The following is a 23,782-nucleotide window of genomic DNA, read 5'->3' as shown; positions in this document are numbered from 1 at the left end:
GATGGGGCCGCGCCCCCTGCGGAGCGCAGGTGATGTGGGGTGGCCGGGCCGTGTCGCGCCCCTGTGGAGCGCGGGTCGGCCGGGCGGGCAGAGGCGGTGGCGGCGCCCCTGCGAAGCGCAGGTGACCTTTTCTACCCTGGGGGTAAGGGACGGCGATAGCCATTCCGCGGGAGGAAAGATGCGCTCCTCGATTCCTCTTGGCCGCATCGCCGGCGTCCAGGTCGGGCTCAACATCAGCGTGCTGGTCATCGTCGTCATCCTGGTCGCCGGGCTGGCCTTCGGACGGTTCCCGGCCTTCTTCCCCGGGCGATCTCCGGCGGTCTACCTGCTGGCCGGGCTGGTCGCGGCCGTGCTGTTCCTCGCCTCGTTGCTCGCCCACGAGCTGGCGCACGCGGTCACCGCACGCCGCCACGGCATCGACGTCGCGCAGATCACCCTGTGGCTGCTCGGCGGCGTCGCCGAACTGCGCGGCGAGCCGCGCACTCCCGGCGCCGACCTGAAGATCGCGGTCGTCGGGCCGCTGACGAGCCTGGTGGTCGGTGTGGTGTCCGGGGCCATCGCGCTCTTCGCCGACGCGGCTCTCGGGACGCCGCTGCTGGCCGGCATCTTCTGGTACCTCGCCGCCGTCAACATCCTGCTCGCCATCTTCAACCTCATCCCCGCCGCGCCGCTCGACGGCGGGCGCGTGCTGCGGGCCGCGCTCTGGGCGCGCTGGGGCGACCGTACCCGGGCCGCCGTCGCCGCCGCCCGCGCCGGCCGCGGCTTCGGGTACCTGCTCATCGCCCTCGGCTTCGTCCAGGTGCTCACCGGGCTCGGGTTCCAGGGGCTCTGGCTGGTCCTCATCGGCCTGTTCCTGGTGAACGCCGCCACCGCCGAGGAGCAGCAGACCCAGCTCGGCCACGCCCTCTACGGGATGCGCGTGGCCGAGGTGATGTCCGGCGACCCCATCACCGCACACCCCGACGAGACCGTCGCCGGGCTCATCGACCGGGTCGTGCTGCGGCACCGGCTGTCCACGTACCCGCTGGTCGACGGGCACGGCGTCTTCACCGGGCTCGTCACGCTCAACCGCATCCGCGAGGTCCTGCCCCAGGACCGCGCCGTCACGCGGCTGAGCGACATCGCCTGCCCGGCGGATCAGGTGCCCACAGCCCGTCCTGACGAGCCGCTCACCGACCTGCTCCAGCACATGGGCGGCAGCGCGGACGGCCGGGCCGTCGTCCTCGACCCCGCCGGCCGCCTCATCGGCCTCATCACGCCCAGCGACGTCAGCCGCGTGGTCGCCACGGCCGGCCTGCGCGCCACGGACCCCTTGGGGCCGCGCGGCGCGGACGTCGCCGTGCCGCACCAGCGCCGGGAGGAACCCGGCCGCATCCACCACCCCCACGACGCCACCTGACCACGCTCCCGCCAGGGCGGCCCCCATCGGCCCCCAGCCACCGCCTGCCTCACGCTTGAGGCCGGCCTTCCGCCCTGGGGCCGCTCTGGCGCCGGCTTTTCACCCTGGGGCCGCTCTGGCGCCGGCCTTTTACCCCGGGGCCGCCTTGGCGCCTGGTTTCATCCCGGGGCCGCCTCTTGGCGCCTGCCCTAAGCCTGCGGGCCTGACGCGCGGACATGGGCCCGCCCCACGCGGCACGGCGTCCGCAACCACAACTCCGCATCGCCCCACCCGGCGCGTCCCCAGGCCTGCCGCCCGCGCATGTGTACGGCCCCACGGCTCTCGCTCTGCCCTGTCCGATCCGCTCTCAGGCTTGTCGCGCGCGGATGTGTCGGCTCTACGGCTCTCGCTCTGTCCGGCCCGCTCCCAGGCCTGTCGCGCGCGCATGTGTCCGCCCAGCGCTCTGCCCTGTCCGATGCGCGCTCTGGCTCCTGCCGGGACATCGCCCGTACCGGAACCGTCGCCCCTGCAGGACCTGGCAGCTCATCGCTCTCGCTCCGGAAACCTCAGCCCGGAGGCCGGTGAGCGTCGTGTTATTGAATGCAATCTGTGGGTTTTGACGGGTTGTTTGGGTTTAAGGAGGTAACTGAGAACATCTGCATGGGTACGTCTGCTTGCGTCTAGGTGTCCCGACAAAAGTGCGGGTGCCGGATTCTGGCCGATTTATCCAGGCAAGGAAACGAGTGCAGTGAATACCAACATGTCCCGCCGCGGACGGTACGCGATGCTGGCCGTGGCCGCCGCCGCTTCCAGCGTCATCTTCCTTCCGCTGGCCCAGGGTGTGGCCTCCGCCAGCGCGGGCTACCACACCGTTCAGGCCGGTGGCCCGCCCGCTCCGGCGGCGCCGGTGCGCCACGTCACCAAGGTCCGCCACGTGGCCAAGGAGAAGCCCGTTCTCCACAACCCGCGGTTCCACCTGCCGCGGATCCGGGTGATCATCCACAACCGCAACCACAACAAGAACCGCCGCCACGAGCTGCGCCACCACCGCACCCAGAAGGTGCAGGCGCAGGAGGTCGAGCAGCCGAACGTGGAGCTGCCGGAGGAAGAGGTCGAGAACGAGCCGGTGAGGAACGACGGCCGCTGGTGGTGGCCGAACGAGCTGCGCTAATGCGCGACCGGTTCTCCTACGGAAGCGACAGGGTCGCGGTGTGAGTGGTGGGTTCTGCGGGGCTCCGGACGGGACGGCCCGCACGGACCCGCACCAGCCGCCCGCACCGCGGCCCTGTCGCGGCACCGGACGAAAGACCATCGGGCCCGCATCATCCCGCTCGGCGAAAGCTGCCTCCGGCGAAATGGCCGGTCGCCGCTCAACGAATGACCGACCGAAAATCGACGGCCGATCATGCCTGTCACCTTCGCGGTTCTCCACAATTTGGCATGACTCGGCTAGCATCGTGATTCACTCGGATATTTCCGGCGGTGCGGGGTGTTTCCACGTTGACCTACCTGGGGGAGGATCCGCCGCGAGAGTGGCCCGACACTCTCGACGTGACCAAATTGCTGGACAACGGATGGCGCCCCCGCCCCTTCCGGCAATTCCTCCTGAAAGTGCACAGTCGCTGCAATCTGGCTTGTGACTACTGCTACGTCTACACTCTCGCGGACCAAAGCTGGCGGTCGCAGCCCAAAGTCATGGCCCCGGAACTCGTCACCGCTGCCGCGGAACGCATCGCCGAACACGCCACCGCACACGGGCTCACCTCTGTACGCCTGATCCTGCACGGCGGCGAACCACTGCTCGCCGGGAACACCTACTTACGCAAGATCGTCGAGACCGTCCGGGCGGCTGCGGGGCCGCATATTCGCGTTGAGGCTGCCGTGCAGACCAACGGTGTGCTACTCGATGAGGACACCCTCCGCTCTTTCCGCGACCTCGACGTCAGCGTCGGAGTGAGCCTCGACGGCAGCCGCAAAGCCAATGACCGCAACCGCCGCTACGCCAACGGCAACAGCAGCTACGGCGCCGTCGCCACCGCGCTCGACCTGCTGCGCAGTCCGCCGTTCCGGCACCTCTACAGCGGGCTGCTGTGCACGGTCGACCTCGCCAACGACCCCGTGGAGACCTACGAATCGCTGCTGCGCTTCGACCCGCCGACGATCGACTTCCTCATCCCGCACGGCACCTGGGAGAACCCGCCCCCAGGCCGCTTCCCCGACTCCGGCACCCCGTACGGGGACTGGCTTGTCAAGGTCTTCGACCTCTGGTACGCCGACAGCGGCCGCACCGTCGTACGACTCTTCCAGGAGATCATCAACCTGCTGCTCGGCGGTGCCTCGGCAAGCGAGGCCGTCGGGCTCACCCCGTCGTCACTGGTGGTCGTGGAGACCGACGGCACGATCGAGCAGACCGACTCGCTCAAAGCGGTCGGTCAGGGCGCCGCCGCGACCGGCCTGAACATCGTGGACCACCCCTTCGACGCCGCCCTGCGGCACCCCGGCATGGTGGCCAGGCAGCTCGGCTGGGAGGCATTGAGCGACACCTGCAAATCGTGCCGGTTCGGGCGGGTGTGCGGCGCCGGTCTCTATCCGCACCGCTATAGGCGGGGCACCGGTTTTCGCAACCCGTCGGTCTACTGTGCCGACCTCTACCACCTCATCGAGCACATCCGCTCTCGCATCGCCGGCGATCTTCGCCGGGCCGCACGCTGAAAGGATCCCCATGCAACCACGCCCTTTCCGGCTTTCTGACGAGGTCTTGGACCAGCTTGCCGCCGGTGGCGGCGGCAAGCAGGCGGCAAAGCCTCTGATATCCGCCGAGCAGAGCAGGCGCCGGATGACGATGGTGGTGATGCTGGAATTGGCCGCCAAACTGCGCCATCCGCACAGCAAGGCGGCCGAGCACGCGTACGGCATCCTCGCCGATGCCCAGCGGAAACAGCCCGGTGCCATGGTGAGCGCGTTCGACCGGCCCGCAGTGGGGGCCTGGCTCCAGGCCACCGCACGGGAGCTGATCGCCGCCGACGCACGCCATGAGGAGACGCCCCGGCAGGCTCCGGACGAGCCGGACGCCGCCGCCCCGGCAGCCACGCCGGAGGCCGCCTCAGCCAAGCTCGCCATCGCCCCGCCAGAAGGCGTGCGGCCGTGGACTTCGGGCCCGTACTCGCCCGGACCGGCGCAGCTCGGCGCGATCGCCGCGGTAGCCGCACTCAAGGCGGGACTGTCCTGCCGGGTCGAGGTGCCGGCACCGGACGGCGTGATCACGCTGCCGTCGCTCGGCCAGATCGTGTTGCCGCCGGCGAGTGCGGGGGGACACGACGGCGACCTCGTCGAACTGCGGGTACACCCAGATGGGCTGGTGGAGTGCGAGGGAGTGCGGCTGCGCCCTAACGGATCTGAGCTGCCCCACTGGCGGCGCATCCACGAGCTTCGCACACGTGCCGGCCTCGTCCTGCTGCTGGACGACCTAGACCCCTTCAGGTGGCCGGCCGAGACGGTGATCGACGGTCGGCTCGGCGAGGACGAGTTCCGCAAGTGGGAAGCAGACCTGTCTTCCGCCTGGGACATGCTGCTCGCCAACCACTGGACGATCGCGGACGAAACCCGGCTGATGGTCTCCGTCCTGACCCCGATCAAGGGCCCGGAAGGTGGCTTGGACAGCGCGTCGGCTGCCGACAGGTTCGGGACGATCGCGATGTCCACCCCGCTCGACGGGTGCTGGCTGGCGTCCACGTTCGCGCACGAGGTCCAGCACGCCAAGCTCGGTGCGGTCCTGGACGTCGTCCACCTGCTGCACCCCGATAGCGGCCGCTACTACGCGCCATGGCGGCCGGACCCGCGCCCGCTGTCCGGCTTGCTTCAAGGCGCGTACGCCTACTTGGGTGTGAGCGGGTTCTGGCGCAGGCAGCGCCAGGCCGACCAAGACGTGAGGGCGCATGCCGAGTTCGCGCGCTGGCGGCGCTCGGCGTACGACGTGACCAGCACGCTGCTCGACAGCGGCCGGCTCACCGCCACCGGGCGGCGCTTCGTCACCCGCATGCGGCGCACGCTGGAGCCTTGGCTGGATGAGCCGGTGCCCGCCGAGGCGCTTGCGATGGCACAGCGCGAGGCGGAAGCCCACCGTGCGGCCTGGCTGGCCCGCAACACCGGCGCGGATTCCGCGCTTACAGGCTGAACGGGTCGAAGTCCCAGTTGAACCGCTCGCCTTGGGCCGCGAAGAGCCGCTCGGGGTGGCCGGGTGGCAATACCCGCTCATACTCTGCGAGTGTGCCCTGATACAGCTCCTCGGCCTGCGTCACCTTGCCAAGTGCCCGCAGGTCGAGCGAGAGGTTGATGGCGGCGGCCAGCGACAGCAGGTTCTCGTCGCCGTAGAAGGCCTGGATCTGTGCCAGGTTCTCCTTATCGAGGGCGAGAGCGCCTTCGTAGTCGCCAAGTGCGGCGAGGTCGTCGCCGAGGTTGATGGCGCTGCTGAAACTGTAGGCGTGGTCGGGGCTGATCTTGGCGAGCAGCCCCTTACGGGCGTCCTCGTCCATCTCTCTGGCCCGTTGGGCGTCGCCGCGCAGCCGGTAGAGCAGCGCCAGATTGATTGCACAGCCGTATGTGAACGGGTGATCGGGGCCGAACCTGCGCTCGTAGCGGGGGAGCACGTCGCGGGCCAGCCGCATGGCCTCTTGCGACTCCCCGGCCTGGCGTAATGTGTTGCTGAGCGCGACCGTGGCGGCCATCGTCTCAGGGTGGTCGGCGCCGTACAGCTTCGTGAGGCGGCCGTGCGTCTCCGTGATGAGCTCCAGCGCGCCTTCGATGTCGCCGTTGCGGCGCCTGGCGATCGACAGTTCGCGCGCGGTCGCGAGCGTGAGCGCGTGCTCGACCTGCAGCTCGCGGATGCCGTGGGCGTATGCCTCTTCGCCCAGATCCACGGCCCTGGCGTGGTCACCGGCCAGCCGCGCCACGCGGGCCAGGCCGTTCCAGCTCAACTGCAGTTCTACCTTGCTCACGCCCTCGCTCGCGCTGTTCTGCTCAAGGAACGCGAGCTGCTGCAGCTCTAGTGCATCGTCGTAGCGCGTGAGCAGGGCCTGGTCGAGCGCCAGGTTGTTGATCACACGCATCGTCGGAGGAGCGTACTCTCCAAACTTGGCCTTATGCGCCTCCAGCGCTTGCTTGTCCTGGTTGTGCGCCTCATGGAAGTTGCCCTGGGCGCGCAAGTTCGCCGCGTAGATCAGGCTCTGGCGTAGCGTTTCCTCGTCGTGAGGTTCCAGGTGAGTACGCATCAGATCGAGGGTTTCCTCGTTCATGGCGTACGACTCGTCATAGGCGCCGGTCTGCCAGAGGACGGTGCCGAGGTGTCGGCGCATGATCAGCACGTTGCGGCTGGTCGGATCACCCGACTCGGTCCAGCTCTTCAGGAACTCCTCGCCGAAGCTTCTTGCCGAGGTGTAGTTGGCCGTCTGGGAAAGATAGCGGATGACGTCGATGCCGAAGCGCTGCACGTTCTCATCGGTGCAGGAGATCACGCCTGACGGCCGCACGTGCGGCATGAGCACGGCGTAGGAGTCCCAGAACTGGGTGTCCTCCGGATTGCTCGGGGAACCGGTGGCCAGGAGCTGGTGCACCTCGTGGCGGATCTGATCACGCTCCTCCGGCTTGAGCGAGTCGCGCAGCAGGGCCTGGACCAGCCGGTGTACCTGGACGGTGCCGGCCTCCATCTCGATTTTCACCAGCGCGAACCGGTTGAGCTCGGCGAATGCCTGGTTGAGCGTGAGCGGGTCGGACAGGATCGGGCCCATGCGCCGGGCGCCGCTCTTGTTGCCGCGCCGGAAGACCTCGCGTGGGATCGGGTCGGGGCCGAAGAAGGCCAGGCAGCGCAGTACCTCCGCGGCGGCGGGCAGTCGGCTTTCGATCTCCATCACCGACAGCTGCCAGGCCGCCGTCATCGAGTGCGGGTATTCGGTGGACTTGTTCATCCCGAGCAGTGCCCGGGTCTGCTCCCTCAGCAGCTCGATGTACTCCTCGGTGGACATACCGGTCATCGCCTGCAGCGCGGCGGCCTGCTCGAGCGCGAGCGGGAGGTCACCCAGCTCGTGCGCGAGGAGCTGCGCCTCGCTCTGCGCGAGTTCGCGCTGCAGCCGCTTGCGCAGGAAGGCGACGCTCTCCTCCTGAGAGAAAACGTCGACGGAGACGGTCTCGGCCACGCCGCTCCACCGGTTGTTGCGCGAGGTGATGATCACGTGGCCGGGGCCGCCCTGCGGGATGAAGTCCCGGATCTCCTCAGGCTCGTCGGCATTGTCGAAGATGAGCAGCCATCGGTCGATGGGGTCGCCGCGCTGGAGTGCATCGCGGACGGCCGCGGCCGCCTCCTCGATGCCGGTGCTGCTGGCCGAGGGCAGCTTGAGGTCGTTGGTGAGCGCGGCCAGCGTGCTGGGCACCAGCATCGGCTGGTCGGCAGGGACCCACCACACCAGGTCGTAGTGGCCGCGGTAGCGCCATGCGTATTCGATGGCGAGCTGCGTCTTGCCCACGCCGCCGAGCCCTTGCAGTGCCTGGGGGAGAGGCACGACGGCGGTCTGGGTGCTGCTCTCCAGGCTCGCCCGCAGCTCCTCAAGCAGGTTCTCGCGTCCGGTGAAGTGTTTGTTACGCCCGGGGATGCGCTTGCCCCAGATCGGGGGCGTCCTGGGCGCTGACTGGCTTCCGACCCGCTCGCTCACGTTATTTCTCACCCTCCCATCCGCCTTGTCACCGATCCTACGATTGATTCTCACGAAAAGTGCCTTGAGAATCGAATTGAGGCCCAATCGGAGCTTCGCACGGGACGAGGCCAATTTCGGTCATCTGAAAATGGGCGCGAGGAGGATTTTGTGGGCGAGGAGAACACGGGGCTCATCGATGTCAGTGAGGTGGATCTGGACGATCTCCGGAAGCTGCACAACCCCGCTCTGTTCAGGGCGGTGCAGCACCTGACGGAGAGCAGCGCCATGGTGGCGGGCTTCCAGTCGGCCATCTGAGCGAGGCAGGCGGCATCTCCCCGGCGAGTGAAGACTCGCCGGGAATTTCCGCGATCTGTGCCCTAAGGCACAGCCGGCGGCGACAGCACTCGGAGTAAAGTGGGGCACACTTGCTTGTCTTCCCCACCTGCCGAGCACGGCCTGTGCGGAAAGCGCGGGTGGACGGCACAAAACCTCTAAGAGACCGGCGGAGTAACAGATGACTTCCAGCGGCAGAGGCGCGCACCCGTTCGTCGGCCCTCAGCCTTTCCGTCGGGATGATGCGACGAAATTCTTCGGCCGCGATCACGACATCGACGAACTCACCAAAGCGTGGCTTTCACACCGGCTCACGATCCTGCACGGGCCGCCGGGCGCAGGGAAGACCTCGCTCGTCCACGCCGGTCTGTTGCCTCGCCTCGACCCGTCTCGCGTCGATGTGCTGCCGGTCGGCCAGGTGAGGTGGCCCTCGGCCGTGCCCGCCGCTGTGTTACCCGAAGACAGCGATCCGCACGTTTTAGCGCTGCTCGCCTCCTGGTCTCCGTACGAAAACCCGATCAGGTTCGCCGGCCTCACCGTCCGCTCCTACCTACGGCGGCACCATTGGAGCCCTTACAGCCGCCCCATCCTTGCCGTGCTCGACCACGCCGAGGACCTTTTCACCGACGTCCGCCATCGCCCTGGCGGCCACGCCCGTATCCTCGATCAGCTCGGCGACGTGCTCGCTGACGATCTGCCGTTGCATCTGCTCGTGGTGGTGAGCGATGAGTACGCCGAGTGCTTGCGCCGCCACGAGGGCTTGAAGGCGCACATCACGCGAGGAGCATCGTACAAGCTGGAGCCGCTGAGGCGTGAAGAGGCTCTGGAGGCGTGCCGGAGGCCGCTCGACGGCGCCGGCCGGAACTTCGCTCCTGGAACGGCTGAGCGGCTCGTGGACGCGCTGACCGGTTCCCTGCCTGAGCTATCGCGGCCGGACAGTCCTGACCCGTCCGCGCGGCGGACCGGCGCGGAACCGGCAGGCCCCGCCATCGAGCCGCTCCATCTCCAGCTTGTTGGCGCCGCGCTCTGGGAGGCGGTGCGCTGGGACGATGGTCCCATCACCGATGATGACCTGCCCGACGTCGACGACGTCCTGGCCGCTCACTGCCGCCGGATTCTACGCGAGGTAGCCCGCGAGCACCTGGACGGCGACGTTGAACACCTGCTTGCGCTCGTCCGGCCTCTTGCCGAGTCAGAGGGCCCCGACCGTGAAGAGCCTCCGCCACGGATCGCCGCTGCCCTGGTCGCCCGTCATCTGCTGCGGTTCGGTGACAAGGGCCGCTACGAGGTGCCCGCCAGGCTCGCCGGGCCGTTCCTTCGCGCCGCCTCCGCCGCCCCGTCCACGTGGCCGGCAGAGGCCGAGTCGGATGTGACCGACCGGCTGGCAGCCGCAGAATCTGCGCTGCACCGAGGCTGGTTCGATCTCGTACGGTGGCTCGTCACGGAGGAGATGCGAGACCCCTCGCTGCCCCGTTCCCGCGCCCAGGCCGAGTCGCTGCTCGGCGACGTGGCCTATTTGAACGGTGACCTCGACGCCGCGCTGGCCCACTACCGCGAGGCCAGCCGCCTTTTCGACGCGTTACGCGGCACCGACCAGATCGTGGCCACCCTGCTCACCGCCATCGGCCGGATCCTCATGGACCAGAACGCCTATCGCACCGCTGTCAGTGAGCTGCGTTCGGCGGTCAGGCGCTGCCCGGAGCCGGTCATCCAGACCCAGCTCGCCTGGGCATTGTGGTACCAGGGGCAGGAGAGCGGGGCCATGGACATGCTCGAGGGTGCCTTGCGAGCTGGTGGCGACGACACCCCTGAAGCGCTCCGGGCCCGTGGCGAGATCCTCTCCGACTTGTCCGACCCCCGTGCGCTCGACGACCTCAAGCGGGTGCCGCGCGAGCTCGCCTCCACCCAGGCCGCGTACGCGCTGGCGCTGGCCCGCGAGGGCGAGCTGCGGCAGGCCGTCGAAGCGGTGCCGCCGCTCGGTGCTAAGGACGACGCCACGACCCTGCTGCGCGCCGCGAGGGTGATGGCCGCCGCCGGACGGCATGAGGAGGCAGCCAGGCTGGCGCATGACGCCCGTAGCGGCCGCGGCCGCCGCCCATTGCCACCCCAGCTCACCGCGGAGGCCGACCGGCTGATGGCGTCCTAGCGAAGAGGTGCGCGCCGCCGCCGGGCCGGGCGCTTGATCGCGTCAAGGAAGGATGGGCACGCGTCTTGCCGCAGTCGGAAGCAGCCCGCAAGGACAACGAGCTGCTCGGGTCCCGGCCAAGTGTGTTACAAGATCGTGGGTTCCAGCCCGACGGTGGCTCTGGTGCTCTATATTCTCTGAGCGTGCCTCGGCGTAATGGTCGGAGCACCGAATCTTTGCGCTGCTCCAACGTCCCAACATCGCAAGCCGAGGCAGGCACGGAGCAGATTCGGCGCTTCAAGGAACTACTTACCGATCATCCCCAGTTCAGGCGGTCCTGGATCGGGTCGACGATCTCCATGCTGGGCAGCCGCACGATAGGCGTCACCTACCCGCTGCTCGGCTATGAACTGACCGACTCGCCCGCCTGGATCGGTTGGGTGATGTTCGCCTCCACGGTGCCCGCGCTGGTCGCCCACATCCCGGCCGGGGCGATCATCGACTGGCTCGGACCGCGGCGGGTCATGTTCTGGAGCGAGGTGCTGCGCGGCGTCCTCATCGCCGGCCTCTGCCTTCTGCTGCTCGCCGGGGAAATGCGCGTCGAGTACCTCGTGGCCATCGCGCTGGTGGAAGGCACACTCTCAGCGCACTCGTCCGTCGCGGAGACCGCACTCATCCCGACCACGGTGAAGCCCGACGACGTCGAGCGCGCGCTGGCCGTGCACGAGGGCTCGGTACACAGCATGGTGCTGACCGGGCGGCCCTTGGGCGGGTTGCTGTTCGGCATCGCGCCGATCGTCTCGTTCGGCGCGAACGCAGCCATGTTCTTCTCCGCAGCCCTCATACTGCGCCGACGGGAGCCCGACATCACCGCTTCAGTACCGCGCAAGGAGAGGCTGCTGAGGCAGATCGGGGCCGGGGTGGTAGAGCTGTGGAGGGACCCGTTCCTGCGGTGGGCGACCCTGGTGACCGCCTTCATCAACCTCATGGTCCAGGGCCTGATCATGATCTTCCTCGCCGAGGCGGCCGACGACGGCCTGCCCGCGTTCCTGATGGGAACGATCCTGGCGGTGTCCGGCATCGGCGGAGTCGTCGGAGCCCTCATCTTCCCCAAGAGGCGGGATATCTGGGGCCAGCTCGGCGCACGGGCTTACAAACGATCCCGGGGGGACTGGCACATCGAGTGGTGGCGGAGACGGGTGCCAGGCCCGTCGACGATGCGGGCGCATCTGTGGTCGTGCGCCGTGGCGCTACTGCTGCCGTTGGTGTTTCTCGCGTCTTCCCCGGTGTTCGCCGTCTCCCTGCTCCTCATTGGGTTGACGGGCGGGCTGAGCAACGTCACCATGCGGCGGGCGCTCAGCCAGGTGCCCACCGACCGAGTGGCGCGGGTCGTGGGGGTCTCGCGCCTTGCCACTCACAGCGCCGTCGCCATCGGGCCGCTGCTCGCGAGCCTGCTCGTCCAATGCGCGGGCTCCGTCTACGCCCTGGCCGCCCTGGCGGTGCCCACGGTCGCCGCGGCCGTGCTCATGACGTTCGTCCCTGCCCTGCGCACCGCCCTGACTTCGAGCGGCGTGGAGCCCGAGTCGGCAACGCCCGCGCCGCCAGCAGTAGCGCTGCCACCAGCCGCCCCACAGGCGGCCTCGCCACCTGCCGCGCCACACACAGCCACACAGCCGGCCGCGCCCCGTCACACGGCGTAGGCCGCACCGCAGGCGATAACCGATTGATCACGAAAGGCGCGCGCCGCGGCACGAAGAGTTGCAATTGAGACATGCCGAGTGGACGCCGCGTGCTGCCGCGCCTGTGTCTCGCCCTCGTCTTCCTCCCCTTTTTCGTGTTGCCGTCCGCCGCTGCCGGGGCCGCCGCAGGTCCGGAGTTCCTCGAGCAGGACCAGCTCTCGATCCCGCTGGAACGGCTGACCAAGGGAAGCTGGCCGATCGTGGTCGTCAATCCGGGCACGGTGTCTCTGGAGGCAGAGGTCCGCATCGCCGGGAGAATCGCGGACGCGCTGGCGTTCAAGAGCGGTAACCGCGTCCGGCTGGAACCGGGAGGTACGGCCACTCTCACCATGATCGCGGGCCGCAGGCCGCACGCCGGGACCGGTCAGCTCGTGCTGATCTCCACGGCGGGCACTGATCGGCTGCGGGTCGCAGTGACACCGCCGCCGCCGTTCCTGCAGCGGTATCCATGGGTGACGGTCACCGGTGGTGTGCTGCTGCTCGCCGCGTTCGTTGCGGTCATGGTCTGGCGCAGGTCGGCGCGGCCCCGTAAGAAGGTCCATGACGAGGCCCGTATGAAGGCGAAGGACGCCGGGTCGTTGTCGCGCGTCCCCGCCGCGTCGAAGGGATTCACCCACAGCGACGAGCCGGCCCGCGTGGACACGCTGCGGCGCTCGGAGTACGTACGCCAACTCGCCGAGCTGGCCCGCCACGCCACGCCGCCCATGGTCATCGGCGTGTTCGGCGAGTGGGGCACCGGCAAGACGTCGATGCTGCAGCAGGTGCGTGACTGGCTGCAGGAGAACGCGCCCGAGTGCGCGCACGTCTGGTTCAACCCCTGGCAGCACCAGTACGACGAGAACCCGATCCTGCCCCTGTTGCACGTCATCGTCGAGGATCTCGGTCTGTCGCGCAGGGACAAGGTGCGCCGCACCCTGCGGACCGTGTCCGACGTGCTCGGCTCCCTCGTCCTGTCCGCCTCGCTCAAAGTCGATCTGTCCAACGTGCGCAAGTCCGTCGAGGACTACGACAACGAGCACTTCCGCCTGCGCTCGGAGCGCACCCGCCTGCACGAGCACATGCGCGACCTCATCGATGAGGCGCTCGCGGCGTGCGGCAAGCAGCGACTGGTCGTGTTCGTCGACGACCTGGACCGCTGCGAGCCCGAGCGCATCATCGTCCTGCTCGAAGCGCTCAAGCTGCACTTTGACCGCGACAACTGCGTGTTCGTGCTGGGCCTGGCGAAGGGGCCGCTGATCGAGGCCGTACGCGAGAAGTACCGCAACCCGGTCGGTGACTACCTCGACAAGATCATTCAGTTCCCCTTCGAGATGCCGAGGCTCTCGGAGGAGGATTTCGCCCGCTATCTGGACGGCCTGCTCACCGACGAGATCCGGCCCGCGGGCGACATGCTCAGGTGCGGGCTGCGGCGCAACGCCAGGGCCATCAAGCGCTTCGTCAACGTGCTGATCCTGCAGGACCGGGTGGCCAAGGAACGGCGGCTGGACCCGTACGACGTGTCCTTGCTCGCAGCGGTCCTGCTGCTGCGGGACAGTGCGCCGGACGACTACGCCCGCCTGGTGGCGGATCCAGCGCTGCTGCGGCGCGTCGAGTTCGGTCCGGACGACAGGCCGCAGCGGCAGGATGACGCCACGGCCGGTCTGAGCGAGCTGACCCTGAACGTCGTCAGGGAGCTGCGCCGCTCGCCGTCCGGCGTCCCTGACGACGTACTCGCCTACATCGACCTGGTCAGCAAGTCGCCGGTGCCGCAGCCCAGCGACCTCACCGCGGAGCCGTCGCCGCCCGTTTCCGAGTTTGAACGGCAGCTGGAGCTGCGCACCGCGCTCGAAGCCCTCGCCACCGACCTGCTCGCCCGCGCCGGCGACGAGGACGATCTGCTCGAGCCCGTGCTGCTTGTGCGGGGTGCGGAGCGTACCGGGCTTGCCTCCTTGGACGCCCTCTTGGCCGAGCGCCCTGCCAAGGTGTACGTGTCGGGCGACTTCGGCTCGGGCAAGAGCGTGCTGGCGGCACGGCTGGCCCGCAGGCTGGCCGCCCGGCGGGCCCCACAGGTGCCGGTGCTGCTCACGTGCCGCGCGCTCCCCGCTCATCTACCGCAGCCCCAGCAGTGGGTGACGCGCGCCCTGGGCGCCGAGTACGGGTTGTCGGCCACTCACGCGCACGCCGCGGTCATGCGGGGCGCGCTCGTGCTCATCCTGGACGGCATCGAGGAACTCGATTCCGCCCGACGTGCCGACTTTCTGGAATGGGCGCGGAACACTCCTTGCGGCGTCGTGCTCACCGGACGGGACGCGGAGCTTGATGGGTTCGAGACGGTACGCGTGCTCGGGGTCCCGCCCTCTGAGGCCCGGCGGCGGCTGGAGGGCCTGCTGACCACCCGCGAGGCCGACCCCGACCGGCTGCTCGGCCTGACCTCCGAGCTGTTGAGCCATCCGCTCCTGCTCGGCGTCCTCACCGCCGACCAGCGCTGGATCGATGACCTCCCTGGGGATCCCGCCGACTTCCTGCCCTGGTACGTCGAGCGTGGCGCCCGCGCGATCGCCGCGGCCGACTTCGACCCGCATGTTGCGGAACTGGGTCTGCGGGGGATCGGCCGTGCAGCCACTACGGCGAGTGGCCACGTGGTGTCGGGCGAGAGCACCGACGTCCGGACCAAGCTGCGTGACGCGGGCGTGTACGACGTGCCGGCCTTCCTGGACGCCGCCGTCGACGCGGGCCTTCTCTGCCCGGCCGGTGACGGGATCTACCATTTCGTGCATCCGCTGATTCGCGAGCACCTGGCCGCCGTCACACCCACTACATTCATGAATTAGCGGAGAAACGCGCGTCCGTACGTCATGAACGTGTATTTTCAGGGCCGCCCGATGTTTCGATTCCAGGGGGCCGGTGCGGCGGTGTGAAAAATCTCCCAGCGGTCGCTTGACGGCTTCCCGTAAGCGTTCGTCACCATGGGCGTAGAGGAAGGGAGGAGCACATGCTCAAAGCAGCATGCGCGACCGCCGCCATGGTGGCCGCCGCCCTCGTCCCGTCAGCGTCGTCTCAGGTCAACGCCGATACCGCGGACTGCTTCCGTACCGCCGCCGGCGTCTCGGAGTCGCGCGCGGCACCGTGTAAGTGGATGACCGGCGAGAACGGTCGCAGATGCTACTTCTGCAAGGGGAAGCGCGGCGGCTGGAAACGCCAGTACTGCGAACCGAAACAGACCAAGCCGAAACTCAGGGAATGCGATACGGCGCCCGATCCGGTCAACCCGAAGAAGGTCTGCACGATATGTAAGGAGGACGGCACGGTCGTGTCGCGGGACTGCAAGACGACACCGTAGTCCGTTCCGTCACCGCGTGACCGCTCCGGCCGTCTCATGGCGGCCGGAGCGGCATGCCGCCCCCTGAGCCGCCTCGTCGCGCCGGCTCAGGGGGCGGCCGTCGCACCGGCTCTCCGGAAAGCGATCACGGCTGCGCGGGGTGCGGGTCAGCCTGGCACCAGTTCCGTGCGGAGCTCGTGGGAGCCGTCCGGGCGGCGGGCCTCGTAGAAGAGGCGGTGGCCGCCCTCGGGCAGGGGAAGCACTTCCAGGTAGCGCACATCCGCCACAGGCTCCGTGCCCACCGGGGCGAGCAGCGCGCCGCCGACCGGCTCTGTGTCCACCGAAGCGAGCGGGCCGCCGGCCCGCTCCCTGTCCACCGGAGCAGGCGCGCCGCCGGCCCGCTCTGTGTCCGCCGAAGCAGGCGCGCCGCGGGCCGGTTCCGCGGCCGCCGAAGGCGGCGGGGCGCCGACCGGTGCGGCGAGTCCGGTGCGTTCGCGCCAGTTCTCCGCGGCCGAGGCGCGGCCGTCGTAGGATGCACGGCCGTCCGGCAGGACTGTGGTCAGCCGGGCGCCGCGGGCGTCCCAGGCGCCGGGGCGGCCGGTCAGCACGGTGCCGTGCCACCGCCAGGTCAGCCCGTCGTCGCTGGTCGCGTACGCGGTGCTCATGCGGTCCTCGGCCCCCGGCACGTCCAGCGGATGGCAGCACAGCCACGCCTGCCACGTGCGGCCGTTGTGGCGGATCACCGGGTCCTTCACCCCGGTGCGGGAATCGCCCGCGAACACCGTGCGCACCCCGGCCGTCGCCAGGCCCTCCGGCGATGCGGCGTCGAGCACGCCGATCCACCAGTGTTTGGTCCCCGGCGTGGCGCAGCTGACGTACAGCCGCCAGCGCCCCGACGGCGTGCGGACCAGGGCGGGGCGCTCCACCATGGCCGCGCGGAAGCGGTCGCGCGGCAGCAGCGCGACCGTGGTGAAGCGTTCGCCGTCCACGGAGCGGGCCACGACGTTGTGGTCCTCGCCGTCGCGTACCCGGTAGGCGAGCACGTACGTGCCGTCGTCGTCGAGCGCGGCGCTCGGTGCGCCGGCCCAGCGCTGCGGTCCCGGGCCGGGAGCGGGCACGGCGACCGCCGGGCGGCCGTGTCCGGGCAGCGGGAAGCGCGGGTGCGTGGTGATGGTCATGCCCTCAGCGTCGCGGGCGGCAGCGGAAGCGGGGGAGTGGCAGGAACGACCAGATACGGGAATTTCCTGCCAGAATCGCAAGCGTGATTCGCGATGTCGTCGCCGTGGTCGGGGACGTGGCCGCCACGTTCGAGCTGGGGATCGTCTGCCAGGTGTTCGGCCTCGACCGCTCCGACGACGATCTGCCCGGGTACGACTTCGCGGTCTGCGCGCCCGAGCCGGGCCTGGTGCCGACCACCTCCGGCTTCGCCGTCCAGGTCGAGCACGGGCTCGACCGGATCGCCCGCGCCGACCTGGTGACCGTGCCGGCCTGGCCCGCGCTCGACGCGCCCGTACCGGAGCCGCTGCTCGCCGCCCTGCGCGCGGCGGCGGAACGGGGCGCGCGCGTGCTCACCATCTGCACCGGCGCGTTCCTCGCGGCCGCCGCCGGGCTGCTCGACGGCCGCAGGGCCACCACTCACTGGCAGTTCGCCGGCCTGCTCGCCCGCGCTCACCCCCGCGTCCGGGTCGAGCCGGACATCCTGTACGTCTGCGACGGCCCCGTGCTCAGCAGCGCCGGAGCGGCCGCCGGGATCGACGCCTGCCTGCACCTCATCCGCCTGGAGCACGGCGCCGCCACGGCCAACGCCCTGGCCAGGCGCCTCGTGGTGCCCGCGCATCGGGCCGGCGGGCAGGCGCAGTACGTCGAGTCGCCCATGCCGCCGCCGCGCACCCCGTACGAGCCGGCGGAGCTGCTCGACTGGATCATCCGGCACCTCGACCGGCCGCTCACCGTGGACGTGCTCGCCGCGCGTGCCGCCATGTCGCCGCGTACGTTCGCCCGCCGGTTCAAGGCGCTGACCGGCACCACGCCGCACCGCTGGCTGCTCGAGCAGCGGCTGCGCCTGGCCGAGGAGCTGCTGGAGACCACCGAGCTGAGCGTGGAGGCGGTGGCGGCGCGGGCCGGGTTCGGCGGCGCGGACACCCTGCGGCACCACTTCGCCGCGCGTCGCGGCATCGCGCCGGCGGCCTACCGCCGCGCCTTCCGCCGCCGGTGATCCGCGCCTTGTGATGCGCTTTCCGCCCCTGCCCTGAGTTCCCGGCTGTGGGCGGCACGTCTCGGGCTCTTCCATCGCGCCCTCCTGCGCCCGGGCCCCGTTCAGGACATCGGCTCGCGCACCTCGCCTCCTTCTCGCATACCCTTATTCGTACGCGTACGAAAAAGAAGGGAACGCGATGACCGCCATCGAATCCGCACCGGCGGCGGCGCGGCGCGGACGCGTCCGCGACCCCGCGCCCGACCCGGGCACGGCCGGACTGCTGCGCCCGCACCTCCCGGGCTTCGCCGCCGTGGTGATCCTCCAGATCGCCGGGGCCCTCGCCGGCCTCGCGCCGCTGCTGGCCGTCGCCGAGCTGGGCCGCACGCTGCTCGCGCCGGGGCCGATCGACGCCGGGCACGTCCGCACGGTGGTGATCGCGGGCGCGGCCGGGCTGCTCGTCCGGCTGGTGTGCACCGCGGCCTCGTCCGGCATCGGCCACCTGCTCGACGCCGACGTGCAGCTCGCGCTGCGCAGGCGGCTCGCCGAGCGGCTGGGGCGGGCGCCGATGGGGTGGCTGTCGCGCCGCCGCACCGGCGAGCTGGCCAAGGTGGTCGGAGACGACGTCAGCGCCGTGCACCCGCTCATCGCCCACACGCCCGCCGAGCTGACCGCCGCGTTCGTGGTGCCCGCGGCCTCGCTGGTCTACCTGCTCACCGTCGACTGGCGGCTCACGCTCATCACGCTGATCCCCGTCGCGCTCGCCCTCATGCTGGTGCCGCTGATGATGCTGCCGGCCAGGATCCGCGAGCAGCGCGAGTTCGAGGCCGCCATGGGGCGCATCGCGGACTCGGTGGTCGAGTTCGTGCAGGGGATCGCGGTGGTGAAGGCGTTCGGCGGGTCGCAGCGGGCGCATCGGGCGTTCATCGCCGCCGTGGACGACTTCGCCGGCACCTTCCTGCGCTGGGTGCGCGGCATGTCGCCGATCGCGGCGGCCATGCAGCTCGTGCTGGCGCCGCCGTTCGTGCTGCTCGTCGTGCTGATCGGCGGGACCGTGCGCATCGCGTCGGGCGGCCTGGCCCCGGCGGACCTGCTGCCGTTCCTGCTGCTGGGGCTGGGGCTGACGGCGCCGGTGGCGGCGCTCGGCCACGGGTTCGACGACGTGACCGCCGCGGGCCGCGCGCTCGGCCGCGTCAAGGAGGTGCTGTCGGTACGCCCGCTGCCGGAGCCCGCACGCCCGGCGACGCCGAGCGGCCACCGGGTGGAGCTGCGCGGCGTGCGCTTCGGCTACGAGGCGGACCGCGAGGTGCTGCGCGGCGTGGACCTCGTGCTGGAGCCGGGCACCACCACCGCCGTGGTCGGGCCGTCGGGCGGCGGGAAGTCCACCCTGGTCCGGCTGCTGCCGCGGTTCTTCGACCCGGCGGCGGGCGCGGTGCTGCTCGGCGGCGCCGACCTGCGCGACATCGCCGCCGGCGAGCTCTACCGGCACGTCTCGTTCGTCTTCCAGGACGTACGCCTGCTGCGCGCGTCCGTCGCCGACAACATCGCGCTCGCGGTGCCGCACGCCGACCGCGACGCCATCGTGCGGGCCGCCCGGCTGGCCGGCATCCACGACCGCGTCATGGAGCTGCCGCGCGGCTACGACACCGTCATCGGCGAGGAGGCACGGCTGTCGGGCGGCGAGGCCCAGCGCGTCGCGCTCGCCCGCGCCCTGCTGGCCGACACGCCCGTCCTCGTGCTCGACGAGGCCACCTCGTTCGCCGACCCGCAGACCGAGCAGGCCGTACGCCGCGCCCTCGCGAGCCTGGGCGGCGACCGGACGATCCTCGTCATCGCACACCGCCAGGAGACCGTCGCCGGGGCCGACACCGTCGTCCTGCTGGAGGACGGCGTGATCACCGAACAGGGGGCCCCGGCCGAGCTGCTGCGGCGGGGTGGCAGGTTCGCCGCGTTCTGGCGCGCCCACGACCCGGAACGGAACGAAGGGGAGGCACGATGATCAGGACGCTGCTGCGGGTGCTCGGCGACCGGCACGCCCGCCCGATGCGCCGCACCCTCGCCCTGATGGCGGTGGCCGCCGTCGCCGAGGGCCTGTCGTACGCGCTGCTCGTCCCGGTCCTGCGCGAGCTGTTCGGCGGCGCGCCGGAGCAGGCCGTGCCGTGGCTCGCGGGCTTCGGCGCGGCGGTCGCCGGGTACGCCGTGCTGCGCTACGCCGCCGACCTGTCCGGCATGCGGGTCGGCACCACGATGCTGCGCGGCATGTACTACCGGCTCGGCGACCACCTGGCCAGGCTGCCCATCGGCTGGTACGACACCGGCCGGGTCGGCGAGGTCTCCGTCATGGCGGGCCGCGGCCTGCTCCAGGCGATGGGGGTGGCCGCGCACCTGCTGGCGCCGTTCGTCTCGGCGGTCGTGACGCCGCTGACGATCGTGGCCGTGATGTCCGTCTTCGACTGGCGGATGGGCCTGGCCGCGCTGGTCGCCGCGCCCGCCGTCGCGGGGGTCCAGGCGTACTCCGCCCGCGCGACGGCCGCCGCCGACGCCGACCGGCACGAGCGCGACAAGGAGTCCACCGACCGGGTCATCGAATACCTCCAGGCCCAGCCGGTGCTGCGGGCCGGCGGCCGGAGCGGGGAGCGGTTCGCGCTGCTCGACGACGCGCTGCGGCACGTACGGCGGGCCGCGCGCGCCACCCTGCTCGCCACGCTGCCCGCCGCCGTGGGCCTGACACTCACCGTCCAGGTGGTGTTCACGGCGCTGCTGGCCCTGGGCGCCTACCTCGCGCTCGGCGGCGGCATCGGCGCCGCCGAGGTGCTGGCGATCCTGGTGCTCGCGGCCCGCTGCGCCGACCCGCTGCTGTCGCTGGCGGAGATCGGCGGCAAGCTGCGCGGCGCCCGCGCCGAGCTGGACCGGCTCGACACCGTGCTGCACACCGAGCCGCTGCCCGAACCCGCAGAGCCCGTCCCGCCCGCCCGCCACGACCTGCGGCTCGACGGCGTCACCTTCCGGCACGGCGACCGCACCGTCCTCGACGGGGTCTCGCTGTCCGTGGCCGAAGGCGAGCGGCTGGCCGTGGTGGGGCCGTCGGGCGCGGGCAAGAGCACGCTGCTGCACCTGCTCGCCCGCTTCTACGACGTGGACGCGGGCGCCGTGCGCATCGGCGGCGTGGACGTCCGCGACGTCACCACCGAGGACCTGATGTCGCGCATCGCCATCGTCTTCCAGGACGTCTACCTCTTCGACGGCACCATCGAGGAGAACGTCAGGCTCGGCCGCCCCGGCGCCACCGACGCCGAGGTGCGCGCCGCGGCCCGCGCCGCCCGGCTGGACGAGGTCGTCGAACGCCTGCCCGGCGGGTGGGCGGCGAAGGTCGGCGAGGGCGGCGCCCGGCTGTCCGGCGGCGAGCGCCAGCGCGTCGCGATCGCGCGGGCGCTGCTCAAGGACGCCCCCATCGTGCTGCTCGACGAGGTGACCTCCGCGCTCGACCCGGTCAACGAGGCCGCCGTGCACGAGGGCGTCGAACGGCTGATGGCGGGCCGTACCGTGGTGATGGTCGCGCACCGCATGCGCACCGTGCGCCGCGCCGACCGCGTGGTCTTCCTCGACGGCGGCCGCATCGTGGAGGAGGGCACGCACGAGGAGCTGGTGCGCCGCGGCGGCAGGTACGCGGGGTTCTGGGAGCTGTCGGTGACGGCGTGACCTCAGGGGGCGGTGGCCCGCAGCAGCCCGTCGATGATCGCGGTCAGCCCTTCGCGGTGGGTGTCGCGGGCGTTCAGCTCGATCCAGCGGTCGGCCAGCGACGCCAGCCTCGGATGCGTGCCCGCGCGCAGCCCGGCGACGACCGACTCCTCGTACGAGGGGATGCTGGACCGGCGCCGGGCGCCCTTCACCCGGATCATGAGATCGCCGACGATGTAGAACCAGATCGAGCGGTAGATGAACAGGGCGCGCTCCGGCGGGTGGCCGTACTCGACGGCGGCGTCGATCATCTCCTCGACGAACCACAGCGCCGAGGGCGCGATGAGGTCGCCGCCCGCCAGCACCTCGACGATCCACAGGCGTTCGGAGAGCTGCTCGTACAGCATGGCAGCCACCGCGATCAGCCGCTCGCGCGGGTCCTTCGGCAGCTCGGGGCGGGGGATGCTGCGCGCCTGCTCCTCCATCACGCGCAGCAGCAGCTCGTCCTTGTCGCGTACGTGGTAGTAGAGCGTCATCGGCGCGCTGCCCAGCTCCTGGGCGAGGCGGCGCATCGACAGCTTGTCCGGGCCCTCCGAACGCAGGATGCGATCGGCCGCCTCCAGGATCGCCTCCAGGGTGAGACGCGGGGGGCGGCCTGCACCCTTCGCACGCTCCTGTGCCATGGCCACCAGCCTACGGGCAGCCCGGGCGGGGGCGATCACAGCAGGCGATCCGTACGGGCGGCGGCCTCCTCCCTGACGGCTGCCACGAACGTCGCGCTCGCCGGCTCCCGTCCGGAGGGCCGGTCGTGCCGCTCGTAGTGCAGCAGGCAGGTCCTGATGCCGTGCAGCAGGTTGCGCAGCAGGTCGGGGGCGGGCCGCACGGGGTCGAGCGCGGTGAGCGGCAGGTGGGCGGCCGCATCACCGTCGTCTCCGGCCGCGCGGACGACTTCCTGCGCGGCGGCGAGCCGGTGCCGTACCTCGTGCAGGCCGCACAGGTGGCCCTCGGCGACGTGCAGGGCCGTACGGATGAGCGGCATGACCGCCTGCCGGGCGCGGGCGCCGCGGTCGAGCGCGGCGGTGACGCCGATGAGGCTCTCGGCGGCGAGCGGGCGTCCCGGCCGCCCGGCCGCGGCCACGATGCGCTCGCGCGGCAGGCCGGTGTGCCGGGCGGTGACGGCGAGCGCGGCGTGGAACCAGTGGGCAGCGGCGATGGCGGCGGCCGTGGGGTCCACCTCGGCCGGCAGGCTCTCGCCGCCGCACGGATCGTCGCGCAGCAGCCGGTCGGCCCGGGAGATCTGCAGGGGCGAGGCGTCCTCGCGGCTCAGCTCGACCGCCTGCCTGGCGCGTTCGGACAGGTCGCCGCGCTCCGCCTGCTCGACCGCGGCCAGCTCGGCCGCGACGTCGGTGGTGACGAGCGTGGTGAGCTGGGACGCGCCGATCGCCTGCAGCGCCCTGGCGACGTCGTGCGCGGCCCGCTCGATCTCGGTGCCGTCCGGCAGGTCCGGCGGCAGCCTGGTCGCGATCAGGGCGGGCAGCACCCTGGCGAACGCCTCGCGCTCGCGCCGCCGATCCGCGCCGTGCCGGTCGCCGCAGCCGGCGGGGTGCGTGTACGCGCGCCAGCAGAGGGCGGACAGGCGGGTCAGCGCGGCGGCGAGCCGGCACGTGTCCGCACGCGGCTGGTCGCGGGTGAGCGGGGCCACGACGATGGCGGTGTCGCCGACACCGGTGCTCCACTGGGCGAGCAGCGTGGTGTGGGCACGATCGATCGCGTACCGAGTCACGAAGACCTCTTTATGCGGAAGAAGGGGGACCGGAGTGGAGCGAGGGCCATGCCCAGGATGCTGGATTCGCCGCTCATGCGGAGCCGTTTTGCGGTTGTCCCCCGTCCCTGATCTGCGGTTTTGCGGGGTAGCGCGGCTTAAATCCCATTGTCCGTACGCGCTCCTCCGGCTCGGCCTGCGCTGCCGGTGCCGCTCACGACCAGGGGCGCGACCAGCGTCCAGCCCAGCAGGTCCTTCGGCTGGACCGCGGCCAGGATGATCAGGATCGAGGTCATGCCCGGCGAGACGAGCGCGAGCCCGATGATGAGCACGGTACGGCCGAAGCGGCGCGCCGGCTCGTCACTCTGCGCGGCCCCGATGATGGTGCCGATCGCGAAGGTCATCAGCAGCAGGCCCGACTCGAGTGCCGTGGCGTCGAGCCCGGCCTGCCACAGCAGCGAGATGGTGAAGAAGATGCTGGTGAAGGCGGCGAAGTAGACCAGGGCCGGCAGGACGCCGCCGGTGAAGGCCGGGCCGGCGAACAGGTGCGGCGGGACCAGCGGGCTGGCGCCGCGCCCGGCCACCTGGCGTT

Annotated in this window: 17 protein-coding genes; 12 read left to right on the top strand and 5 right to left on the bottom strand. The window is 71.0% G+C overall.

Annotated features, from left to right (window positions below; genetic code table 11):
* Window positions 1-178 precede the first annotated feature (178 nt).
* The 4 genes from ACGFIM_RS10740 to ACGFIM_RS10725 all read left to right on the top strand — a co-directional run bounded on the left by ACGFIM_RS10740 (window position 179) and on the right by ACGFIM_RS10725 (window position 5,552).
* Entirely contained in the window at window positions 179-1,399 is a 1,221-nt protein-coding gene (locus ACGFIM_RS10740; RefSeq protein WP_393197913.1) for a site-2 protease family protein, read from the top strand.
* A gap of 727 nt (window positions 1,400-2,126) precedes the next feature.
* On the top strand, window positions 2,127-2,549 hold the full coding sequence (locus ACGFIM_RS10735) for a hypothetical protein (RefSeq protein ID WP_393197911.1): 423 nt from the start codon (window positions 2,127-2,129) through the stop codon (window positions 2,547-2,549).
* 380 nt (window positions 2,550-2,929) lie between these two features.
* Window positions 2,930-4,090 carry an FxsB family cyclophane-forming radical SAM/SPASM peptide maturase gene (locus ACGFIM_RS10730; RefSeq protein WP_393197908.1) on the top strand — a complete coding sequence of 387 codons (1,161 nt, stop codon included), beginning with the start codon at window positions 2,930-2,932 and terminating at the stop codon, window positions 4,088-4,090.
* A 46-nt stretch (window positions 4,091-4,136) separates the two neighbouring features.
* Window positions 4,137-5,552 (top strand): aKG-HExxH-type peptide beta-hydroxylase, encoded by a 1,416-nt coding sequence (locus ACGFIM_RS10725; RefSeq protein ID WP_393197905.1) that lies wholly within the window; start codon window positions 4,137-4,139, stop codon window positions 5,550-5,552.
* On the opposite strand, the gene fxsT is transcribed toward ACGFIM_RS10725, so the two are convergent.
* On the bottom strand, window positions 5,542-8,079 hold the full coding sequence (gene fxsT / locus ACGFIM_RS10720; RefSeq protein WP_393197902.1) for an FxSxx-COOH system tetratricopeptide repeat protein: 2,538 nt from the start codon (window positions 8,077-8,079) through the stop codon (window positions 5,542-5,544). The genes ACGFIM_RS10725 and fxsT overlap by 11 nt on opposite strands.
* 150 nt (window positions 8,080-8,229) lie before the next feature.
* Between fxsT and ACGFIM_RS10715 the strand changes: the two genes are divergently transcribed.
* The 5 genes from ACGFIM_RS10715 to ACGFIM_RS10695 all read left to right on the top strand — a co-directional run bounded on the left by ACGFIM_RS10715 (window position 8,230) and on the right by ACGFIM_RS10695 (window position 15,577).
* The gene (locus ACGFIM_RS10715; protein ID WP_393197899.1) at window positions 8,230-8,376 is read left to right on the top strand and encodes a hypothetical protein; all 147 of its coding nucleotides are present in this window, start codon (window positions 8,230-8,232) and stop codon (window positions 8,374-8,376) included.
* 199 nt (window positions 8,377-8,575) lie between these two features.
* Window positions 8,576-10,540 (top strand): tetratricopeptide repeat protein, encoded by a 1,965-nt coding sequence (locus ACGFIM_RS10710; protein ID WP_393197896.1) that lies wholly within the window; start codon window positions 8,576-8,578, stop codon window positions 10,538-10,540.
* A 215-nt stretch (window positions 10,541-10,755) separates the two neighbouring features.
* Window positions 10,756-12,219, top strand: coding sequence for an MFS transporter (locus tag ACGFIM_RS10705; RefSeq protein ID WP_393197893.1), 1,464 nt, complete (start codon window positions 10,756-10,758; stop codon window positions 12,217-12,219).
* Between the two features lie 71 nt (window positions 12,220-12,290).
* Window positions 12,291-15,068 carry a P-loop NTPase fold protein gene (locus tag ACGFIM_RS10700; RefSeq protein WP_393197890.1) on the top strand — a complete coding sequence of 926 codons (2,778 nt, stop codon included), beginning with the start codon at window positions 12,291-12,293 and terminating at the stop codon, window positions 15,066-15,068.
* Window positions 15,069-15,229: 161 nt separating this feature from the next.
* The gene (locus ACGFIM_RS10695; protein ID WP_393197887.1) at window positions 15,230-15,577 is read left to right on the top strand and encodes a hypothetical protein; all 348 of its coding nucleotides are present in this window, start codon (window positions 15,230-15,232) and stop codon (window positions 15,575-15,577) included.
* Window positions 15,578-15,723: 146 nt separating this feature from the next.
* On the opposite strand, the gene ACGFIM_RS10690 is transcribed toward ACGFIM_RS10695, so the two are convergent.
* A complete protein-coding gene (locus ACGFIM_RS10690) occupies window positions 15,724-16,734 on the bottom strand; it encodes a hypothetical protein (RefSeq protein WP_393197884.1) in 1,011 nt (336 codons plus the stop codon).
* An 83-nt stretch (window positions 16,735-16,817) separates the two neighbouring features.
* On the opposite strand from ACGFIM_RS10690, the gene ACGFIM_RS10685 reads away from it, so the two are divergent.
* From ACGFIM_RS10685 to ACGFIM_RS10675, 3 genes are all read left to right on the top strand, one after another.
* Window positions 16,818-17,771, top strand: coding sequence for a helix-turn-helix domain-containing protein (locus ACGFIM_RS10685; RefSeq protein ID WP_393197881.1), 954 nt, complete (start codon window positions 16,818-16,820; stop codon window positions 17,769-17,771).
* Window positions 17,772-17,949: 178 nt separating this feature from the next.
* Window positions 17,950-19,749: an ABC transporter ATP-binding protein gene (locus ACGFIM_RS10680; protein ID WP_393197878.1), complete on the top strand. Its 1,800-nt coding sequence runs from the start codon at window positions 17,950-17,952 to the stop codon at window positions 19,747-19,749.
* On the top strand, window positions 19,746-21,449 hold the full coding sequence (locus ACGFIM_RS10675) for an ABC transporter ATP-binding protein (RefSeq protein ID WP_393197875.1): 1,704 nt from the start codon (window positions 19,746-19,748) through the stop codon (window positions 21,447-21,449). Before ACGFIM_RS10680 ends, ACGFIM_RS10675 begins: the two co-directional genes overlap by 4 nt.
* A gap of 2 nt (window positions 21,450-21,451) precedes the next feature.
* Here the strand turns inward: ACGFIM_RS10675 and ACGFIM_RS10670 are convergent, their stop codons facing one another.
* The 3 genes from ACGFIM_RS10670 to ACGFIM_RS10660 form a co-directional block, all read right to left on the bottom strand.
* Complete coding sequence (locus ACGFIM_RS10670) at window positions 21,452-22,111, bottom strand: TetR/AcrR family transcriptional regulator (RefSeq protein WP_393197872.1); 660 nt, start codon at window positions 22,109-22,111, stop codon at window positions 21,452-21,454.
* Between the two features lie 35 nt (window positions 22,112-22,146).
* Entirely contained in the window at window positions 22,147-23,211 is a 1,065-nt protein-coding gene (locus tag ACGFIM_RS10665; RefSeq protein WP_393197869.1) for a hypothetical protein, read from the bottom strand.
* Between the two features lie 137 nt (window positions 23,212-23,348).
* A complete protein-coding gene (locus ACGFIM_RS10660; protein ID WP_393197866.1) occupies window positions 23,349-23,774 on the bottom strand; it encodes a hypothetical protein in 426 nt (141 codons plus the stop codon).
* Between the last annotated feature and the right edge of the window lie 8 nt (window positions 23,775-23,782).

This window comes from Nonomuraea sp. NPDC049309 (assembly GCF_043196965.1).
In the GTDB taxonomy this organism is placed as follows: Bacteria; Actinomycetota; Actinomycetes; order Streptosporangiales; family Streptosporangiaceae; genus Nonomuraea; species Nonomuraea fastidiosa.
This window is presented reverse-complemented; position numbering and strand designations above follow the sequence as displayed.

Bases quoted from the DNA above. Each gene is read 5' to 3' on its own strand.
- ACGFIM_RS10740 (WP_393197913.1), top strand. From the start codon at position 179: ATGCGCTCCTCGATTCCTCTTGGCCGCATCGCCGGCGTCCAGGTCGGG.
- ACGFIM_RS10710 (WP_393197896.1), top strand. From the start codon at position 8,576: ATGACTTCCAGCGGCAGAGGCGCGCACCCGTTCGTCGGCCCTCAGCCT.
- ACGFIM_RS10700 (WP_393197890.1), top strand. From the start codon at position 12,291: ATGCCGAGTGGACGCCGCGTGCTGCCGCGCCTGTGTCTCGCCCTCGTC.
- ACGFIM_RS10695 (WP_393197887.1), top strand. From the start codon at position 15,230: ATGCTCAAAGCAGCATGCGCGACCGCCGCCATGGTGGCCGCCGCCCTC.
- ACGFIM_RS10690 (WP_393197884.1), bottom strand. From the start codon at position 16,734: ATGACCATCACCACGCACCCGCGCTTCCCGCTGCCCGGACACGGCCGC.
- ACGFIM_RS10680 (WP_393197878.1), top strand. From the start codon at position 17,950: ATGACCGCCATCGAATCCGCACCGGCGGCGGCGCGGCGCGGACGCGTC.
- ACGFIM_RS10675 (WP_393197875.1), top strand. From the start codon at position 19,746: ATGATCAGGACGCTGCTGCGGGTGCTCGGCGACCGGCACGCCCGCCCG.
- ACGFIM_RS10670 (WP_393197872.1), bottom strand. From the start codon at position 22,111: ATGGCACAGGAGCGTGCGAAGGGTGCAGGCCGCCCCCCGCGTCTCACC.